The organism is Flavobacterium sp. FPG59, from assembly GCF_002150205.1.
Classification (GTDB): domain Bacteria; phylum Bacteroidota; class Bacteroidia; order Flavobacteriales; family Flavobacteriaceae; genus Flavobacterium.
Genome location: NZ_MTCA01000012.1, coordinates 1 through 19,066, shown reverse-complemented (window position 1 = coordinate 19,066; position 19,066 = coordinate 1). Strand labels below are relative to the sequence as shown.

19 protein-coding genes are annotated in these 19,066 nt (G+C 33.1%); 18 read left to right on the top strand and 1 reads right to left on the bottom strand.

Going from position 1 to position 19,066, the window contains the following annotated elements; genetic code table 11:
- Positions 1–71 precede the first annotated feature (71 nt).
- The 4 genes from FPG59_RS02570 to FPG59_RS02555 all read left to right on the top strand — a co-directional run bounded on the left by FPG59_RS02570 (position 72) and on the right by FPG59_RS02555 (position 6,040).
- Positions 72–677, top strand: a complete 606-nt coding sequence (locus FPG59_RS02570; protein ID WP_086453056.1) for a DUF4254 domain-containing protein — start codon at positions 72–74, stop codon at positions 675–677.
- 520 nt (positions 678–1,197) lie between these two features.
- Positions 1,198–2,205, top strand: a complete 1,008-nt coding sequence (locus FPG59_RS02565; protein WP_086453055.1) for a glycosyltransferase family 9 protein — start codon at positions 1,198–1,200, stop codon at positions 2,203–2,205.
- A gap of 244 nt (positions 2,206–2,449) precedes the next feature.
- The gene (locus FPG59_RS02560; protein ID WP_086453054.1) at positions 2,450–5,233 is read left to right on the top strand and encodes an outer membrane beta-barrel family protein; all 2,784 of its coding nucleotides are present in this window, start codon (positions 2,450–2,452) and stop codon (positions 5,231–5,233) included.
- A gap of 45 nt (positions 5,234–5,278) precedes the next feature.
- Positions 5,279–6,040 carry a GLPGLI family protein gene (locus tag FPG59_RS02555; protein WP_086453053.1) on the top strand — a complete coding sequence of 254 codons (762 nt, stop codon included), beginning with the start codon at positions 5,279–5,281 and terminating at the stop codon, positions 6,038–6,040.
- Positions 6,041–6,127: 87 nt separating this feature from the next.
- Here the strand turns inward: FPG59_RS02555 and FPG59_RS02550 are convergent, their stop codons facing one another.
- Positions 6,128–7,180, bottom strand: coding sequence for a ferredoxin--NADP reductase (locus tag FPG59_RS02550; protein ID WP_086453052.1), 1,053 nt, complete (start codon positions 7,178–7,180; stop codon positions 6,128–6,130).
- A 130-nt stretch (positions 7,181–7,310) separates the two neighbouring features.
- On the opposite strand from FPG59_RS02550, the gene FPG59_RS02545 reads away from it, so the two are divergent.
- From FPG59_RS02545 to atpE, 14 genes are all read left to right on the top strand, one after another.
- Entirely contained in the window at positions 7,311–7,652 is a 342-nt protein-coding gene (locus tag FPG59_RS02545) for a PadR family transcriptional regulator (protein ID WP_086453071.1), read from the top strand.
- Positions 7,653–7,662: 10 nt separating this feature from the next.
- Positions 7,663–8,343, top strand: coding sequence for a hypothetical protein (locus FPG59_RS02540; RefSeq protein WP_086453051.1), 681 nt, complete (start codon positions 7,663–7,665; stop codon positions 8,341–8,343).
- A 10-nt stretch (positions 8,344–8,353) separates the two neighbouring features.
- Complete coding sequence (locus FPG59_RS02535) at positions 8,354–9,028, top strand: hypothetical protein (protein WP_086453050.1); 675 nt, start codon at positions 8,354–8,356, stop codon at positions 9,026–9,028.
- 10 nt (positions 9,029–9,038) lie between these two features.
- Positions 9,039–9,710 carry a hypothetical protein gene (locus FPG59_RS02530; RefSeq protein WP_086453049.1) on the top strand — a complete coding sequence of 224 codons (672 nt, stop codon included), beginning with the start codon at positions 9,039–9,041 and terminating at the stop codon, positions 9,708–9,710.
- Positions 9,711–9,941: 231 nt separating this feature from the next.
- Positions 9,942–10,262 carry a GIY-YIG nuclease family protein gene (locus FPG59_RS02525; protein ID WP_086453048.1) on the top strand — a complete coding sequence of 107 codons (321 nt, stop codon included), beginning with the start codon at positions 9,942–9,944 and terminating at the stop codon, positions 10,260–10,262.
- Between the two features lie 209 nt (positions 10,263–10,471).
- Positions 10,472–11,179, top strand: coding sequence for a hypothetical protein (locus FPG59_RS02520; protein WP_086453047.1), 708 nt, complete (start codon positions 10,472–10,474; stop codon positions 11,177–11,179).
- Positions 11,180–11,226: 47 nt separating this feature from the next.
- Complete coding sequence (locus FPG59_RS02515) at positions 11,227–12,696, top strand: DUF5687 family protein (protein WP_086453046.1); 1,470 nt, start codon at positions 11,227–11,229, stop codon at positions 12,694–12,696.
- Between the two features lie 114 nt (positions 12,697–12,810).
- Positions 12,811–13,506 (top strand): ABC transporter ATP-binding protein, encoded by a 696-nt coding sequence (locus FPG59_RS02510; RefSeq protein ID WP_086453045.1) that lies wholly within the window; start codon positions 12,811–12,813, stop codon positions 13,504–13,506.
- A 321-nt stretch (positions 13,507–13,827) separates the two neighbouring features.
- The gene (locus FPG59_RS02505) at positions 13,828–16,452 is read left to right on the top strand and encodes a tetratricopeptide repeat protein (RefSeq protein ID WP_086453044.1); all 2,625 of its coding nucleotides are present in this window, start codon (positions 13,828–13,830) and stop codon (positions 16,450–16,452) included.
- A gap of 3 nt (positions 16,453–16,455) precedes the next feature.
- Positions 16,456–16,860, top strand: a complete 405-nt coding sequence (locus FPG59_RS02500; protein ID WP_086453043.1) for a polymer-forming cytoskeletal protein — start codon at positions 16,456–16,458, stop codon at positions 16,858–16,860.
- Positions 16,829–17,068, top strand: a complete 240-nt coding sequence (locus FPG59_RS02495; protein WP_086453042.1) for an AtpZ/AtpI family protein — start codon at positions 16,829–16,831, stop codon at positions 17,066–17,068. Before FPG59_RS02500 ends, FPG59_RS02495 begins: the two co-directional genes overlap by 32 nt.
- Positions 17,065–17,448, top strand: a complete 384-nt coding sequence (locus FPG59_RS02490; protein ID WP_140344582.1) for a hypothetical protein — start codon at positions 17,065–17,067, stop codon at positions 17,446–17,448. The genes FPG59_RS02495 and FPG59_RS02490 overlap by 4 nt, the downstream gene beginning before the upstream one ends.
- A gap of 131 nt (positions 17,449–17,579) precedes the next feature.
- Positions 17,580–18,731, top strand: coding sequence for a F0F1 ATP synthase subunit A (gene atpB, locus FPG59_RS02485; protein ID WP_086453040.1), 1,152 nt, complete (start codon positions 17,580–17,582; stop codon positions 18,729–18,731).
- A gap of 40 nt (positions 18,732–18,771) precedes the next feature.
- On the top strand, positions 18,772–18,975 hold the full coding sequence (gene atpE, locus FPG59_RS02480; RefSeq protein WP_086453039.1) for an ATP synthase F0 subunit C: 204 nt from the start codon (positions 18,772–18,774) through the stop codon (positions 18,973–18,975).
- The last annotated feature ends 91 nt before the right edge of the window (positions 18,976–19,066 follow it).

Genomic DNA, 19,066 nt, shown 5'->3' with positions numbered 1-19,066 from the left:
ATTAAACTTAGTACTTATTTTTTATGGTATAAAAGTATAAAAAGTATCTTTGTGTTTTAATATATAAAGATATGTTTTCAAAATTAGCCTACTCCGTGTTCGAGCAAAGCATCAAGGATTATCACCAGTTTGATAATGTTGATCAACCTATAAACAATCCTTTCCCAAAGGATAAATTTGAACATTTGTTGTATCACAAAAACTGGATTGACACCGTTCAATGGCATTTTGAGGATATTATTCGTGATCCAAACATTGATCCGATAGCGGCTTTAACTTTGAAAAGACGAATTGATGCTTCTAATCAAGAACGTACTGATATGGTTGAGTATACAGATAGTTACTTTTTGCAAAAATACAGCCATGTTGTAGTAAAAGAAAATGCCAAAATCAACTCAGAAAGTCCTGCTTGGGCCTTTGACCGTTTGTCTATTTTAGCATTAAAAATCTACCACATGCAAGAAGAGGCTACCCGTTCAGAAGCATCGCAAGACCACCGCGATAAATGCCAAGCTAAACTGAATGTATTGTTAGAGCAGCGCACTGATTTGTCAGCAGCAATTGATGATTTATTGACAGATATTGAAAACGGTGACAAATTCATGAAAGTGTACAAGCAAATGAAAATGTACAACGATGATGAATTGAATCCTGTTTTATACCAAAATAAAAAATAACAAAGATATTTTGAACCATTAAGGTATTAAGAAAATTAAGTGAAACTTACTGAACCTTAATATTTTAATGGTTTTAAAAAATATTTAATTGGCAATTAAAGCTAGACTTATTGTCGTTGTGGGACTCTAATAGATTAAAATGTGCTTCGACAGTATTTAAGGAAAATAGTAGAAACTTAAAAATTCTTAATGCCTTAATGGTTTAAAAAATATTGAAATATATAAGACATATAAGCTCATGTAAGATTGGTAATCTTAGAAAAAACCATAACTTTTCATAATGCTTTAATAGTTTAAAAAATATTTGAACATATAAGACATATAAGTTTTATAAGATTGGTAATGCTATAAAAAACCTTAATTTTTCTTAATTCCTTAATGGTTTAAAAAATATTTGAACATATAAGACATATAAGTTCTTATAAGATTGGTAATGCTAGAAAAAACCTTAACTTTTCTTAATTCCTTAATGGTTTATAAAAATAATTAATTGTCAACTTCTATCAAACATATAGCCGTCATGAGACTTTCCGCAATGGGAGATGTCGCTATGACGGTTCCTGTTTTACGAGCTTTCGTAAAGCATTATCCACAACTTAAGATTACGGTTATATCCAGACCTTTTTTTAAACCTTTTTTCGAGGGAATTCCAAACCTTACTTTTTTTGCATTTGACGAAAAAGAACGCCACAAAGGATTTCTTGGATTGTTGCGTTTATTCCAAGATTTGAAAAATTTACAAATTGATGCTTTCGCCGATTTACACAATGTACTGCGCTCTAAAATTGTCCGAAATCTTTTTGCATTAAGCGGTAAAAAAGTAGCTGCGGTTGATAAAGGCCGACAAGGTAAAAAAGAACTCACTCGTGCCGAAAATAAAGTATTTCAACAATTGCCTACCATGTTTGAAAGGCATATAAAAGTCTTCGAGAAACTTGGTTTTACAGTTGATTTATCCCAATCTGAGTTTCCTAAAAAAGCAGTTTTGACTCCTGAAATTGCAGTAATAATTGGAATAAATTACAAGAAATTAATCGGAATTGCTCCTTTTGCACAATACACTTCAAAAGTATATCCACTCGATTTAATGCAACAAGTAATTGATCAATTGGCATTAGATACAACCCAAACCATTTTACTTTTTGGTGGCGGAGCGCATGAAATTCAACAATTAAATGCTTTAGCGTCACAGCATAAAAATGTGGTGGTAGTAGCAGGAAAAATCAAATTTCAGCAAGAATTACAACTTATTAGTAATCTGGATGTAATGCTTTCTATGGATTCTGGCAATGCACATATTGCAGCCATGCTGGGCGTTAAAGTGATCACACTTTGGGGCGCAACGCATCCGTATGCTGGATTCTTACCATTCAATCAACCATTTGAAAACGCATTAACCGCTGACAGAAAACAATTTCCTATGTTACCAACCTCGGTTTACGGCAATAAAAATGTACCTGGTTACGAAGATGCCATGCGAACAATTACTCCTGAAACGGTAGTTGCCAAAATTCAAAAAGCACTTTAAATTTCCACCTAAGTTTTTTGCAATTGTTTTATCACTCACGATTTCGAATGTAAAGTATTCTCGCGTAAGAAAAACTTTAACACATTTATAACAATTCGTAAAGATTACGTAGTACGAATAATACTATTTTTGGTCCGTCTGCGTTGTAAGTAACGAAACTAAAATTTTAGAATTAGCAGTTAAGTGCTAGAATACTAGTTTTTATTTGTTTCAAAATGCATTAACCAAAAACCAACTAGTATTTATGTCAAACTTTAGGGTAACTCTTGCCATTTTATTTTTTGTAACCTTTACAGCTTTTGCCCAAAAAAGCAAAGTATCAGGAACATTAACCGCTGGAAGCGAAAAAACACCTATTTACAATTCGGTAATCGCTTTATTAACACCCGTTGATTCGGTGCTTTATAAATTTACACGTTCTGATAAAGACGGTAAATTTTTATTGAAAAATGTAAAACCAGGCAGCTATATCTTGATGACTTCTCACAGTCAATATGCCGATTACTTGGATGATATTACTTTAACCGAAACAGACCGAGACTTAGGCAACATCAACTTAATGAGTAAAATGGAATTGCTCCGAGAAGTGGTCATTAAAACCGGTTCTATTAAAATAAAAGGAGATACAACCAGTTACCGAGCTAGCGATTTTCAAGTGGATGCTAATGCTAACGTAGAGGAACTTTTAAAGAAACTACCCGGAATTCAAGTGGATAAAAACGGTACCATCAAAGCCATGGGCGAAACCGTTGAAAAAGTTTTGGTTGATGGCGAAGAATTTTTTGGTGATGATCCCGGTATGGCGGTAAAAAATTTACGTGCCGATGCTATTAAAGAGGTACAAGTTTTCAATAAAAAAAGCGACCAAGCTGAATTTACAGGAATTGACGACGGCGAGACTAAAAAAACGATCAATCTTAAGTTGAAAGAAGACAAAAAGAAAGGCTATTTTGGTAAAATTGACGGAGCAAATGAGCCCACGGCCGATAATGATCCGAGGTACAACAGCAATGTGTTAGTAAGCAGTTTTAAAGGAAAAAGAAAACTATCCGCTTTTTTATTAAATGGTAATACGGGTCAAGATGGTTTAAGTTGGGAGGACAGTGATAAATTTGGAGGTGGTGATGGTAATGTAAGTATGAACATGGATGATGATGGTAATGTGAGCTATGAGTGGACCGGTGGTGAAAATGATGACGAGCCGTATGTAGATACTCAAAATGGATTTATTAAAAATACCAATGCAGGTTTGCAATACAATAACAAATGGAACGACAAACACAGTTTAAATTTGTCTCCTAAATACAACCGACAAAGTTATCAAAACAACAGTAGCCGAAATACGCAAACCCAAGTAGGCGACACGCAACTCAATCAAAACAGCTCAACGGTAAGTAATGTAAACAGAGATAATTTTAAAGCAAACATAGTTTATGATGTTAAAATTGACTCTATTAATACTTTAAAGGTTACGGCAAAAACTAATTTTTATACTACCGAAAGTGACGAATTTACTAACGGAGATACTAGAGGAAACGATGGTTTGCTGCGCAACAGACAAGAGCGTATGTTTACCACAAATTCTGATAAGCAAGCGCTTTCTGCAAGTGTATTATTCAAACATAAATTTGCAAAACCACGTAGAACTTTATCTGTAAATAGCAGTTGGAACACATTAAACAGCAACTCTAATAATTTCTTGAAATCAAGTAATGAAAGCTACGAAGGCGGAGCTTTGGCTTTCAGTAATGAAGTAGATCAAAATAAAGTAGGCGAGAAAAACACACAAAGTGTGAGTATAAACACGACTTATACAGAACCTTTGGGTAAAAAGATGGCTTTGCAATTGTCTTATCAAATTACCAATAACAGCGGCAATAGTAATTTTATCACCTATGATTTCTCTGATTTGAGCGGACGTTATGATGTAGTTGTTGATTCCTTATCCAATCAATTTGAGCAAAACATTACAACACACAAACCTTTAATTAAGTTGAGTTACAATGCAAAAAAGATCACTTACAGTTTTGGTAGTGGTTTTGGTTTTACTTTTTTTGATTTACAAGATTTATCTCAAAACAAAGAGTATAACCGCAGTTTTACTAACTTTTTTCCATCGGCAAATTTTTCATATAAATACAAAAGCAATAGTAACCTGCGTTTTAGCTATCAAGGAGCTACAAGACAACCTACTATTGATCAGTTGCAACCGCTTCGAAACAACCAGGATTTTTTCAACCAAGTTGTGGGTAACCCAGATTTGAAACAATCATTTACGAACAGTTTTAATGTTACACATAGCACCTATAGCATTTTAACCGAAACCAATTTTTTTCAGAGTGTATCTTTTAGAACAACTTCAAACTTGATTTCTTTTAATAGAGATATCGATCCAGAAAGTGCAAAAACAGTAACGACTCCTATTAACACCAATGGAAATTTTTCGGCAAACGTTTATATGGGTTATGGTTTTAAATTAAAAAAATTAAACCTTTTTGTTAATTTGAATCCGTCTCTTAATTACAACAGGTCTGTAAATAGCATCAACAAACAAATTAATAATTCGGATAATTTGAACTCTAGTTTTGGTCTCTATATTAACAAATCGAAAGAAAAAAAATACGATTTAACTTTAAGCAACACCTTCTCAAACAGTCGTAATAGTACTTCGCAAAACAATCAAGTTAGGTCTTTTAATACCAATGAGCTAGGTTTTAGAGCGGGCGTTTATTTAACAGAAAAATGGAAAATTGAATCAGATTACAATTGGTACTCCCGACAAAAAACACTTGAATTTCAAGACCAACTTTCTAACCAACTTTGGAACGCAAGATTACAACGCACCTTTAAGAAAGAAGAGTTTACAGCTTATTTCTTAGTGAGAGATATTTTGAATCAAAACGTGGGAATTAATCGATTTATCTATGAAAATACGATAGGTGAGGAGCGTAACGACAGATTGAAACGATATGCTATGATTGGGTTTACATGGAATTTTAAAAATAAAAACGTAGAAGAAAAAAAATAGAATAAGAGAAAGCAATTTTCTTTAAATCATAAAAAATACAACACTATGAAAACCTATTATGTATACCTAATGCTACTTGTATTTACCAGCAATTGTTTTGCTCAGCAGTTTGTAGATAAGGCGGTTATTGAATATGAAGTGAGCACCAACCTTAAAAAAACAATGAGTAATGACAGTTGGAATGAGCAAATGAAAGAGAGCATATCTGATCTTAAAATTTCGTATTACAACTACACGTTTGACAATAATAAAAGCTTGTTTAAATTTGACCGATGGAGTCCAAAAACTAAAATTCCGAATTACGAAAAAGAGGCAGACGAAGAGAATATTTGGTTTTTTGATTTTGCGAATCGCAAGATGAACGTTCAAAAACAAATTGTAGGAACTAATTTTGTAATAGCTGATAGCATTCCAAAAATTGAATGGAAAATTACAAATGAACATCGTGAAATTGCGGGCTACAATTGTAGAAAAGCTGTCGGCAAAATTTTTGACGAAGTATATGTTTTTGCTTTTTACACCGATGATATCACTATTTCAGGAGGTCCGTGCACTATAAATGGATTGCCAGGAATGATTTTAGGTTTATCAATACCGCGTTTGTACACCTCGTATATTGCAACCAAAGTTGATTTAAAAATAAAAGACTCGAGTATCATTCAACCCATTACAGCAAAAAAAATGTATGATTTGAATGGTCTTAAAACTTTGATTGAGGAAAAAACAAAAGATTGGTACAGCTATGGCGAAGATAAAGAGGAGAATAAGCGCCAGAAAAGCATGTTTTTGTGGAATGCCTTTTTGTAAATAATTGGACCAGAACAGATAAAAAAAATTCCAAATCCCAGCTTTAAAAGTTGGTATTTGGAATTTTTAATATTGGATAATTACTTTTTAAACATCATCATAATCTACATAAATAGTATCCGATGTAGGATGCGCTTGACAGGTAAGTATCAAACCATCGGCAATTTCTTTATCTGTAAGGATAGAATTCTTAGACATCTCAGCAGTTCCAGAGGTAACACGAGCCAAGCAGCTGCTGCAAATTCCGCCTTGGCAAGAGTATGGAGCATCAATTCCTTGTTTTAAAGCGGCATCTAGAACTGTTTGCTTTTGCGACATTTCAAAAGTAGTCTCTTCGTCATCTACCAAAACAGTAATTTTTGAATGACCGCCCAATGATTTCTGAATCTCGTTTACTTGACTTGAAGTAGCAAACAATTCAAATTTAATATTTGATTCTTTTACATTGTGCTCTTTTAATACTCCAGAAACGGTATTGATCATTTCCTCAGGTCCGCACAAATAGAATTTAGAAAACTCAAGTTCTTTGTGTTTTGTGTTTAAAACAAAATTCACGCTTGATTTTTCGATACGACCAAACAAAGCATTTTCAACTTTAGCTTGACTGTACACATAATGCACAAACAAACGACCTACATATTGTAATTGCAAATCGTGTAATTCTTGATGAAAAATAGTGTCTTCAGGTGATTTGTTGCCATAAACCAAAACAAAAGTACTGTTTGGCTCGTTGTGTAAAACCGATTTTAAGATCGACATCACGGGTGTAATTCCACTTCCTGCCGCAAAAGCAGCGTAGTTGCGTTGGCGATCAGCCTGAGGTTCAAAAGTAAATTTTCCTTCCGGAGTTCCTACTTCAAGAACGTCACCCGCTTGGAGTTTGGTGTTAGCAAATTGCGAGAACAAACCATTAGGAACGGCTTTAACAGCAATTCGAAGTTCATCACTTTCAGGCGAAGAACAAATAGAGTAGGCTCTGCGAATTTCTTGACCGTCAAGGGTTAGTTTTAAGTTCAAATATTGACCGGCAATAAAAGCATAATTGGCTTTTAATTCTTGTGGTACGTTAAAAAGTATGGAAACTGCATCTTTAGTTTCGCGTTTTACTTCTTTTATAATAAGTTTTAAAAAAGACGACATGTGATAATTTTTTTTACAAAGATACTAAAGTCAATAGGTAAGTTAAATTAAAGTAATTGAAAATTTACATACCTAGAAGTTTTATGTATAAGAATCTTATGTATATTTGTTTTTCCAAAAGAAAATGAAAATGAAAAACTCACAATTGTACAAAGGAAGTCTGAATACGATTATCATGAAATTGCTAGAAGAAAACGGCAAGATGTACGGCTATGAAATCACTCAGAAAGTAAAAGCGATTACCGCTGGCGAGTTGAATATTACTGAAGGTGCTTTGTATCCTGCCTTGCACAAACTTGAGGCCGAAGGAATTTTGGATGTTGAAATTGAAAAAGTAGACAACCGCATGCGCAAGTATTACAAACTAACCGAAGCAGGTGAAAAGGAAACCGTAAACCGACTCTCAGAACTCGAAGATTTCATCAGAAACATGCAGAGTTTAGTGAACCCTAAGCCAAGTTTAGAATTTTAATTTTTTCAAGATGAAATTAACCACCGAACAAATAGCCCAAATAGAAGAAACTTTAGTTTTAAACGGTCTTGTTTATCAAGATGTGAAGCTAGAAATAATTGACCACATAGCATCAGAAATTGAAGAAATAATGAGTCAGGAAGAAATTTCTTTTGACATTGTCTTTAAATCAGTTTTTGAGAAATGGAAAAGTGCATTAGAAATTTCATCTAGTAGTAATTGGCTAGGAGCATTTTTTAAAGCACCTCGATTTGTAGTTGACAGATTAGTCACTTATTCTAAAAGAGAAGCTTTATATGTATTTTTTTTAGCTCTTGTTTTCGGGTCTCTACTAGCTTTTATAGTTTCAAATACATTTCAAAAAGAAACCTTTAAAGCTATTAGTTTGGCTTTACAAGTAACTTACACCATATTAATACTGTGTACCAGTATAAGTATGATCTTTATTTGGAGATCTTCAATTAAAACTATGTACGGAAGATTGTTTCTTTTCAGGGGTTGGCTCGTTTTTTTATTTTGTGTACCGTTAAACATTTATAACAATCCATTGAAGCATTTTGATGCTACTAATTCTTTTTTACTAAATCTAGTAGGCTGTATATTATTATGTAGTCTATTTATATACTCTTTCTTTCAATTAATGTTGGCTAGTGAACATTTTAAAATCGAAAAAAAATTGAAATTAGTTTAGCCTTTATTTTATGAAACTAACCGCCGAACAAATAGAATATGTATCCAATTACATCAAATCCTTAGATATCAAATGGTATGAATTGCAGGTAGAATTTACAGATCACATGGTTACTAGTATGGAGGAGATTTGGGATAAAGATCCTGAACTTACTTTTCATCAAGTCAAGCAGTATGCTGAAAGTAAGTTTGTAGGGCATTCTAGTTTTAAATCTATTGTAGAGGAAAGAAAACGTATGTTGCAAAAGGAATACAATAGAAGTCAACGAAAAATGATTGCTGAATTTTTAAAATTCCCCAAAATTATTGGATGTATTCTTTTAGGAATTCTCGCCTACCAAGGTTCTTTTTTCTTTGAGAAACCTAGTAAATACCTTCAGGTTTTGTTTGCATTGTTATTAGTTTCTGCAATTCCGGGACTGTATCACTTTATTAGGAATTATAAAATTCAAGGTAAACGGTTTTTAGCAGTAAGTTACTATTCTTTAAGTTTAACCAGCATATTGTCATTTCCCCAAATAGGAATTAACTTGTCTAATGGATTTAAAGATGAAATCCAGCAGAATCATCTCTTGATTATACCGCTTATTTGTATTTGGGTCATTGGACTTTTGTTTTGCGCAACAGGAGTCTATCTTGATATAAAACATACAGCAAAAGTTAAAAAACAATACCAACTGAATTAATCTTTAGAAGATGAAACTAACCACCGAACAAATAGAATGTATCAATCAAATTTTAATAGCAAAAGGACTGAATTTTGACGATTTGAAAGTAGAAGTTTTAGATCATATCGCTACTGAAATAGAAGAGAAAATGCAGAATGCAAATTGTGCTTTTGATGTTGCTTTTAAGGAAGTTCTTGAAAAATGGGAGCCAGAATTTAAACCATCCTTTTCGGGATTTATAGGTTTTACAAACCCAAGAATAATGACTGTCAAATGCCACAAAATAGTGAAAAGACAATTTTTAACCGCAATTGCAACTTCATCTTTGCTTACGCTCGTATTCTTGCTTTTTGTCAGAAACTCAAGCCTGGGATTGTTTCTTGCTGATATTCAAGTAACCCTCAGATCATTAGTTCTTTTAGAATTTGGGTTGGTTGCTCTGGCTTGGATTTTAATTTGGAAGTCAAAACACCAAACTACTTATAGTTATTTGATGAAGAAAAAAAGCGCTGGCATAATGATCTTTTTACTTATGATGGGGATTGGTTTATTTCCAGTTAAAGTAAATCATCCAGATGTTAAAATTGCTTTCGTATCGGTTTTCGCAGCCATAGTTTACATTTTCATCACCGGAATTTACTTGAAACTAGCATACAAACATTTCGAATTTACAAAGAAATTATCGCTTGTAAAACCATAAATCCTGAATTGGATTTTCTAGATGATTTGTTAGCCCTTAATGGTTGAGATGCTTCGTTCCTCAGTATAACAAATAATGAGAATGAAGCAAGTAGAATGAGTAAATGTAATATTGAAGGGTAAAGTAAATTTTTAAGGATAATTAATTTTAGTAAAAATCACTCCTACAAATTTGTCATGCTGAGGTACGAAGCATCTCTACAAACTAGGAATTTATTTAAAAGAGAAAGCCATGATCGAGTATCGAGAAGGTTATCATACCTATTATGTTTACATCTTAACTAACAAAGCTAAAACAGTCTTGTACACGGGCGTGACAAATAATTTGAAGGTAAGGCTACAGCAGCACAAAGACTCCTTGAATCCAGACTCATTTACAAGCAAATACAAGGTTTTTCACCTGTTGTATTTCGAGAAGTTTACATGGATTCAATTAGCAATTGCAAGAGAAAAAGAAATTAAAGGCTGGAAGAGAGATAAGAAAATAGCTTTAATAAAAACCATAAATCCTGACTTAGGTTTCCTTGATGATTTGTTTGCACTTAATCGTTGAGATGCTTCGTTCCTCAGCATGACAAATAATAAGAATGAGGCAATTAGAATGAGCAAATGTAGTATTGTAGGGAAAAATAAATTTTAATATATAACTAATTTTAGCAGCAAATGTTCCCATAAAGTTTTCATGCTGAGGTACTAAGTATCTTAACAAACTAGGATTAAACTTTAAAGACATCATCAAAAAATAATAATAATCGAATTTTCATGAAACTAACCACCGAACAAATAAACCAACTTTATCTTTTTACCCGCCAACATTATGTGGAATACTATGATCTGCAAACAGAATTAGTAGATCATTTGGCAAACGCTATCGAAATCGAATGGCAACAAAATCCTAAATTGACTTTTGACGAAGTCTTGAATAAAGAATTCAAGAAATTTGGGGTTTTTGGATTTATGGATGTTGTAGAAAGTCGCCAAGCTGCTTTGGGAAAAAAATACAATAGTCTGGTTTGGGAGCACTTCAAAGAGTATTTTGGTATTCCTAAAATTGTTTTAACTCTTGCAATGACTTTTTTATTATTTATCATTTTAAAAGCAAGTACCTATCAAGAGTGGACTATCATTGGTTTATATCTTTCACTGTTTGGTTTTACACTTTATGAGATGATTAAATCACAGAGGCTAAGAAATAAAAAAAAGAAATCGCAACAAAAAAGATGGTTGTTTGAAGAAATTATCAATCAATACGGCGCTTTTTCTGGTGCCATACTTCTACCGTTCAACATTATTTTACAAATATTCAATCGTGTTGATACTGATATAACTAATGATTATTTTTTACTAGTAATAAGCTTTGTTTTAGTGTTACTATCTGTCGCTCTTTTCATCATTTTTAAAATGATCCCATCCAAAACACAAACCTATCTGGAACAAACCTACCCAGAATATAAATACGAAAAATTGTAACATTTTTTTATTTCGATCTACTTACTAGCAAACCAAAAAACCAAATTATGATTTCAAAATTCCTTTATCTCGAGTGGAAAGCTTTCACTAGGTCAGCTTCCTTCGCATCTAATTTGGCACTAAAAATCCTGATGGGTTTTTTAGCCGCTTATTTTATTTTAATTTTCCTAGGAGTAGGGGTAGGAGCATTTTATATCCTGAAGAAAATGAAACTAGATCCTGTGGTAGCGGTAAATCAATTCCTATTTTACTATGTAATCATGGATTTAATTATCCGCTTGATACTTCAAAAAATTCCAGTGCTCAATATTCGCCCTTTGTTGATTTTCCCCATCAATAAATCAACTATTGTTCATTTCTCTCTAGGGAAAACTATTTTGTCTTTTTTCAACATTATTCATGCCTTCTTTTTAATTCCTTTTAGTATAGTATTACTTATAGAAGGATATGATCCTGCATCAGTTGTCTTTTGGTTCTTGGCCGTTTATTCTTTATTCTATTGTAATAATTTCATCAACATATTGTTGAGCAATAAAGATAATTTATTTGCCTTGTTTTTAGGAATTACAGCTGTTTTAGGAGGATTGCATTATTATGGTATATTTGATATTACAGCTTATGTAGCTCCGTTGTTTAATGCACTTTTCAATACCTATTGGGCATTTTTAATACCAGTTGTTGCACTAGTTGTTTTGTATTATGTTACTTTTCAATATTTCAAAAATAACCTGTACCTAGACGCAGGTTTATCTAGTAAACACGATGAGGCCAAAACAGAAGAGCTAACTTGGTTGAACCAGTTTGGATCAATCGGAACTTTCTTGAAAAATGATATCAAATTGATTAAAAGAAACAAACGGTCTAAAACTACGGTTGGACTTAGCGTTATGTTTCTTGTTTACGGTTTGCTATTTTTTAGTAATGCAATTCCTATGTACAGCAATCCTACCATGAAAATTTTGGGCGGGATTATAGTTTCAGGTGGATTCTTAATTACTTTCGGTCAATTTGTGCCGAGTTGGGATAGCTCGTATTACCAGCTCATGATGACACAAAATATTCCGTACAAAGGCTATTTGAGTTCAAAATGGTGGTTAATGGTAATTGCTACCATTGTTACTACAGTTATTGCTTCGTTCTATCTTTATTTTGGTGTACAAGTTTACTTAACCATTATTGTGGGTGCCATTTATAACATTGGTGTCAACTCACATCTTGTGTTATTAGGAGGAGCGTATACTAAAACACCTATTGATTTAAGTTCAGGAAAAGGTGCTTTTGGAGATAAAAAAGCCTTCAATGTAAAAACCATGCTCATCTCCATACCACAACTAGGATTACCTGTATTATTGTATTGGCTTGGGTCTAAATATGGCAGTCCAACTATAGGTTTAGCGCTAGTAGCAGCCCTAGGTGTAATAGGTTTTGCATTCAAAGAAAAAGCATTTTCATTGATTGAAAAAACATATAAATCAGAAAAATACGCTACCATAGCGGCTTACAAACAAAAAGGATAAGATTCATAAAGATAATTTAATGCAATGGTGCTTAATTTTCTTAATCCCTTAATGGTTTAAAAAATAGATTAAGCAATTCAAGCAACAACAAACCAACCTATAAAACTTCAAAAAATGATACAAGTAAACAACTTATCAAAAACATATAACGGAACAACCGTATTAAAAATAGACTCATTAGAAATAAAAAAAGGCGAAAGCTTTGGCTTAGTAGGAAACAACGGCGCTGGAAAAACCACTTTTTTCAGTCTGCTTTTAGATTTGATCCAGCCCTCATCAGGAAACATCATCAACCATGGCGTACAAGTCAATACCAGCGAAGCCTGGAAACCTTTTACAGCATCGTTCCTAGACGAAAGCTTCTTGATTGGATACCTAACTCCCGAAGAATATTTTTATTTCATTGGCGATTTACGCGGTCAAAACAAAGCCGATGTTGATGTTTTACTAGCCAAACATGAAGAGTTTTTCAACGGTGAAATCCTTAAAAACAAAAAATATTTACGCGATTTATCAAAAGGAAATCAGAAAAAAGTAGGGATCATTGCCACTCTTATTGGTAGTCCCGAAGTAGTGATTCTAGACGAACCGTTTGCTAATTTAGACCCAACCACACAATTCCGATTGAAAAAAATCATCAAAGATCTAGCCGATGATCCTAACGTGACCGTCCTTGTGTCCAGCCATGATTTGCAACATACCGTTGAGGTTAGTGACAGGATTGTAGCCATGCACAAAGGAAACGTGGTCAAAGACATTCAAACATCACCAGAAACCTTACAAGAATTAGAGCAGTTTTTTGCCGTATAAATTCAGCACAACAGCTCTATAAAATAGACAACGTTAATTCGCTTAAGAGAGGCTCCCAGGAGAATATCTACAAAATGAATTAGCGTTTTCTTTTGGGCGTAACTCTCAGTCTCGTTCAGTAAAACGAGACCTCGGGTCGGGCTTTTCGCTATATCTTTATTTTTTTAAAGAAAAAAATAAAGGATGCCGCTGCAATCCCTTACGCACACACATTAACCAAATAAAGCATCATAATTTTCACGTTATCAAAAAGAAATGTATTTTTACAAGTTCATATACTAAAAGGTGTATTTCATAGTTAATTGATAAAAACGTTTTCCATTGAAAATCAATATATTTAAAACATTATCTCTCGGGTTACTTCTTACTTTTTTTGTAGCCTGTTCTACAAAAAAAGATACCTTCATTTCTAGAAATTCCCATGCCTTAAGTACTGAATACAACATCCTTTACAACGGACAAATAGCCTTAGACAAAGGCATAAAAACTGTCAACGATAACAGCGATGATAATTTTTGGAATATTCTACCCATAGAAAAAATGCAAATTTCAGAGGAATTTTCAGCTTCAAACAAAGCTAAAAACCCTGATTTTGAATTGGCCGAAACCAAAGCGACTAAGGCCATTCAAAAACACTCCATGAACATTAATGGCAGAGAAAAAAATATGCAAATAGATGAGGCGTACCTCATGCTAGGAAAAGCCAGATATTATGATCAAAGGTTTATACCAGCTCTTGATGCATTCAATTACATTCTTTACAAATATCCTAACAGTAGTAAAATTTACGAAGCTAAGATTTGGCGTGAAAAAACCAATATGCGTTTGGGCAATGACCCACTTGTTATCAAGAATATTAGCAAATTATTAAAGGATCACGAAGTAAAAAAACAAGTTTTTGCAGATGCAAATGCCCTTTTGGCTTCATCTTTTTTAAATCAAGAACAAAAAGATAGTGCTGTGGCCAAATTAAAACTAGCCATAGATTTCACAAGAATTAATCAAGAAAGAGCAAGATACCGTTTTATTTTAGGGCAGTTATATCAAGAGTTAGGACATAAAGATAGTGCCGTAGCAATGTACCAAACAGTCATTGACATGAACAGAAAAGCGGAGCGCAAGTTTGTTATTCAAGCACAGGCAAAAAAAGCAACACTTTTTGATTATCAAAAAGGAGATGTAGCATTGTTCACTAAAACCTTTGACAAATTAATAAATGACCGAGAAAACCGCCCATTTAAAGATTTGATTTTTCATCAAATGGCTTTATTTCATGACAAGCAAAACAACCAAGAACAAGCAGTTGCGTTGTATAATGAATCCTTAAAATCAAATTCTAAAGATCCTTACCTAGTAGCTTCAAACTATAGAAATCTGGGTAATATGTATTTTAGAAATACAAAATATCCTATTGCAGCTAAGTATTATGATAGTACGCTGGTAAAACTTAATGATAAGACTAGAGAGTTTGCAAAAATCAAGAAAATTAGAACAGATCTTGATGAGGTTATTTTATATGAAACCATTGCCAATAGAAATGACAGTATCCTGCGGGTGGTAGCCATGAGTACACCAGATAGAATTGCATATTATGAAAAACACATTGCGGTACTCAAAGAAAAAGAAGAACAAAAACGAATACTAGAAGAAAAAAACAAACGCATTGCTGACAATATAGCGGCAAATTCATCGATTAATTCACCAGATCCAGCTACAAATTTAAGCCCAGTTCTCCCTGGAGGAAGAAACGCTATGCTTCCGCCATCAGGGAATGCACCTATTTCACAACAAGCGCTCAGCACCTTTTATTTTTACAATCCCAATACAGTAGCTTTTGGAAAAGTAGAATTTAAAAAAAATTGGGGTGATAGAGAAGCCATAGGCAATTGGAGAATCGTAAAAGCTACCTCAAATGCAAGTTCAGCAAACGGTGATACTAATTCGCCACTTACAAGCGCAGCAGAAGAAACAACTACAGCCGTTGCGGAGCAATTCACTACTGATTTTTACATCAAGAAATTGCCTACTGAACAAGCCGACTTGGATAAGTTAAATAAAGACCGAAATGAGGCATACTATCAATTAGGAATAATCTACAAAGAGAAATTCAAAGAAAATCAATTGGCAATAGCCAAGTTAGAGCAATTACTTTTAAACAATCCTGAGGAAAAACTAGTATTGCCATCACTTTACAATTTGTATAAATTATACCAAATTACCGATGTGAGTAAAGCAACAGCTATAAAACAAAAAATAGAAACTCAATTCCCTAATTCCCGCTATACTCAAATTATAAGCAATACCAGCTCAAGCTCAGTAACTGTAGAGGAAACTCCAGAAACAACGTATAACAAATGGTATAGAATTTTCCAGAATGAAGACTACGTAACAGTATTAGAAAACATAGACCCATTAATTACACAATTTTCAGGAGACCCAATTGTTTCAAAATTTGAATTGCTTAAGGCCAATACCATAGGTAAACTAAGAGGAGTAACGGCTTTTAAAAATGCGTTACAAGATGTTGCTGACAATTATCCAAATAGTGAAGAAGGTAAGAGTGCAGTGCTTACCTTAAAAGAGCAAATTCCATTTTTAGAAAAAATAGATTTCAAGACAACAGAAAGCGGTAAGTGGAAAGTATTGTACACCGTAGGGAAAAAAGATGCCGAAGCCACTAAGCTCTTAACGGATAAATTAACCAAATTTATAAAAGATAACGATCTAACTGTATTATCTTTCTCATTTGATGTCTATAATGAAAAAGAAAATTTCATCACAATCCACGGATTTAATTCTAGTGCATTTGCAACGAACATCACAACAAAAATACTAGCATTAAAACCTACTGGGAATGTGCCAAATGCCATTGTGATTAGCAATGATAATTATAAAGTAATTCAAATTAAAAAAAATCTTGAGGCTTATTTAGGTCTAAAAAAATAAACTATGTTTGATAAAAAGCAAAAACCATACACTGATCTTTTAGGTAAAACAAATAGAATTGTAGAAGCTACAACAATCACTGGAGACATATCTTCTAAGGCTGATTTTAGACTAGATGGAAATTTAATTGGCAATTTTCATTCAGAGGGTAAAATTGTTATTGGTCCCTTGGGTAGTGTAAAAGGAGACATAATTTGTAAAAGTGCTGATATAGAAGGAAAATTTGAAGGTAAAATTCAAGTAACCGAACTTTTAAACATTAAAGCAACCGCACGTATTAATGGTGAAGTACTTGTAGGGAAACTTTCTGTAGAACCCGGAGCTGATTTTACGGCTACTTGTACCATGAAAATGATGAATACAAGTCAAACACCAAATGACAGTGAAAAAGGAACCAAAAAACAGTAATGTTAATAAGTGGCTTTTATTTATGGGAATCCCTTTTCAAATGGGGATTGTCATTTTTTTATTCACTTATTTAGGAATATGGCTGGACGGAAAATATACTCATGGAACAACCCCTTGGTTTACTATTGGGCTATCTTTATTTTCTGTTTTTGTAGGACTATATAATGTCATACGTCAGGTGAACAACATTAATAAAAATAATAAATGAGCAAATTAATTACGTTTTTAAAATATTGTATACCCTTTACTATACTATTGTATTTTGCACAGCAATATGCAACAACGGCTTTAGGATCTCAACACGATTTTTTTTACACAACTTGGAGTATCTATTTGTTTCAATTTGTATCTTCTTTACTCCTATATATAATACTGCTTTTTGTTCATTCAAAATTCCCTGAATATACAGGGTTTGCTTTTATGGGTATTACGTTTTTTAAAATGATGGCATCGGTTGTTTTTTTAATACCGTTGATTCAAGCAGAGGGGAGAGAAACTAATTTAGATATCGCTGCATTCTTTATCCCGTATTTCCTATTTTTGTTTTTTGAAACTGTATTTTCAATACGATTGATAAATAAAAGATAAGTTACTTGAAAATAATGCAATCCGATTGTAAAATTCATTTTTTAAAATCATCATTATAATTTTCAATTTTCAATTAAATATGTACCTTTGCAAAAAATTTTAAAAACGTTAAATCAGATACTCAATTAATAATGGTAATTTCAAAAAAATCACTTCAATTCCTGTTAGTAACTTTTCTAGCGTGTATGCCATTGGTTACTTTCGCAAATGCAAACGCGGATAGTCTTCAAAACCATACTGAAAGTGCAGCTACAGTTGCAGCGCCACATGGAGAATCGGGTCATTCTGAGAAAAAAGAATTTAATGCTACAGAGCTTATTAATGACCACATAGGGGATTCTCATGAATTTCATATTGCTGATTGGAATGGTCATCCTATAACATTTTACTTGCCTGTAATTTTATGGACTAATAATGGTTTAGAAATTTTTTCATCAGAGCAGTTTCACCATGATAATGATGGGCACCACATAATTGATGTAAACGGTCAAAAACTGGTACGTCATGAAGAAGTGATTTATTACGCAGATAAATTTGAAACACTTACCGAAGAGCAAAAAGAATTAGGTGGTTTTGAATTTGATGCTAGACCGCTTGATTTTTCAATCACTAAGAATGTTTTTTCAATGTTGATGTCGGCTATCGTTTTGTTTATTTTATTTTTAATAGTAGCACGTTCTTACAATAAAAACCAAATGGCACCTAAAGGCATTGCTGGTTTCTTAGAGCCACTTGTAACTTATGTGAGAGATGAAATTGCAATTCCTAATATTGGAACAAAAAAATATGCGAAGTTCATGCCTTATTTATTGACTATCTTCTTTTTTATATGGATCAATAACTTAATAGGTTTAATTCCGTTTTTCCCATTTAGTTCTAACTTAACTGGTAATATCTATTTTACTTTCGTATTGGCATTTATTACTTTTATAGTAACAACATTAAGTGGTAATAAAGATTATTGGGGACACATATTAACGCCACCAGTACCTAAAGCATTATATCCTATTATGATTCCTGTAGAAATCATAGGGATGCTTACTAAACCTTTCGCATTGATGATTCGTTTATTTGCAAACATTACAGCAGGTCACATTATCATCTTGAGTTTAATTTCATTAATTTTTATTTTTGAAACGGTGTGGGTATCACCTATATCTGGAGCTTTTGTATTATTCATGAGTGTTCTAGAAATGTTAGTTGCTGCATTACAAGCGTATGTATTTACATTGTTGTCAGCATTGTTTATTGGTCAAGCTGTTGCTGAGCACGACCATCATTAATTTGAGTTTTATTAATTATTAACTATATAAATTTACTATTATGGTATTAGCTGGAATTGGAGCTGGATTAGCAGTAATCGGAGCAGGTCTAGGAATTGGAAAAATTGGTGGTTCTGCAATGGATGCTATCGCTCGTCAGCCAGAAGCTGCTGGAAAAATCCAAACTGCTATGATTATCGCTGCTGCACTTATTGAGGGTGTTGCACTTTTCGCAGTAGTAGTTGCGTTAATCGCAAAAGCGTAATTAAATCCTAAAATTTCCTGTGGCGGTTGGCTACAGGAAGTTTTTTTATTGAAAAATAATTTTATCAAATATATAAGAATATGAAATTAGG